Consider the following 645-nt stretch of genomic DNA (forward strand, 5'->3'; position numbering starts at 1 on the left):
TCCGCCGGTCAGCCGCCGCACGGTCCAGCCGATCCGGTACAGCGCCTGCGCATCATCCGTTACGGTCGAAACCCGCAGCGCCATGTAAAGCGAAACCCGGTCGAGGCCGATCCGGTCTTGCGTGAGCCAGCTGAGATCCGCGGCTTCGATCAGGGCAAGCCGCTGCCGCCAGCCAGCCGGGCCTCGGCGCAGGCGTTCATCGAGGATCCCCAGGCGCGCAGCAACACGGGCGAGCTGCGCCGCCTGCCCGGCCTCGGCCGCGCGCCAGGCATCGACAACATCGGATTCCTTCGCCTCAGGCGGAGGTCCGGGCGGCAGGTAATCCGGTTCGTCCTCTATCGGCCCGGGCAGGAACCAGAGATCAGCGTCATCCCGGTCCTCGGACGCTTCCATGTCGTCAAGAGGCACCCCCTCATCGTCCATATATGTCAGGCGTGATCGGTTCATGCGCGCATTATACGGCTATTATGCGCGCTTGCCTATGAAGTTTGAGGGACTGCGTTTGTTTCTACAATAGAAGCGCCCGAGGATCCTGTCTTCTCGAGAGCGATGGAGCGCCTCTCGCGGGCTTCAGCCCATAGATACAAGGCTTCCCGAACTCAGCGCGACGAGGGAAACGCCCCTTGCATTCGTTTACAAACGGTC

Annotated in this window: 1 pseudogene; it reads right to left on the minus strand. The window is 63.4% G+C overall.

Going from position 1 to position 645, the window contains the following annotated elements:
• Positions 1-423: pseudogene (locus J1C52_RS15045) on the minus strand (hypothetical protein); the annotation flags it as partial.
• Positions 424-645: the final 222 nt, after the last annotated feature.

Origin of the sequence: Roseibaca sp. Y0-43 (assembly GCF_020667835.1) — a bacterium.
In the GTDB taxonomy this organism is placed as follows: domain Bacteria; phylum Pseudomonadota; class Alphaproteobacteria; order Rhodobacterales; family Rhodobacteraceae; genus Roseinatronobacter.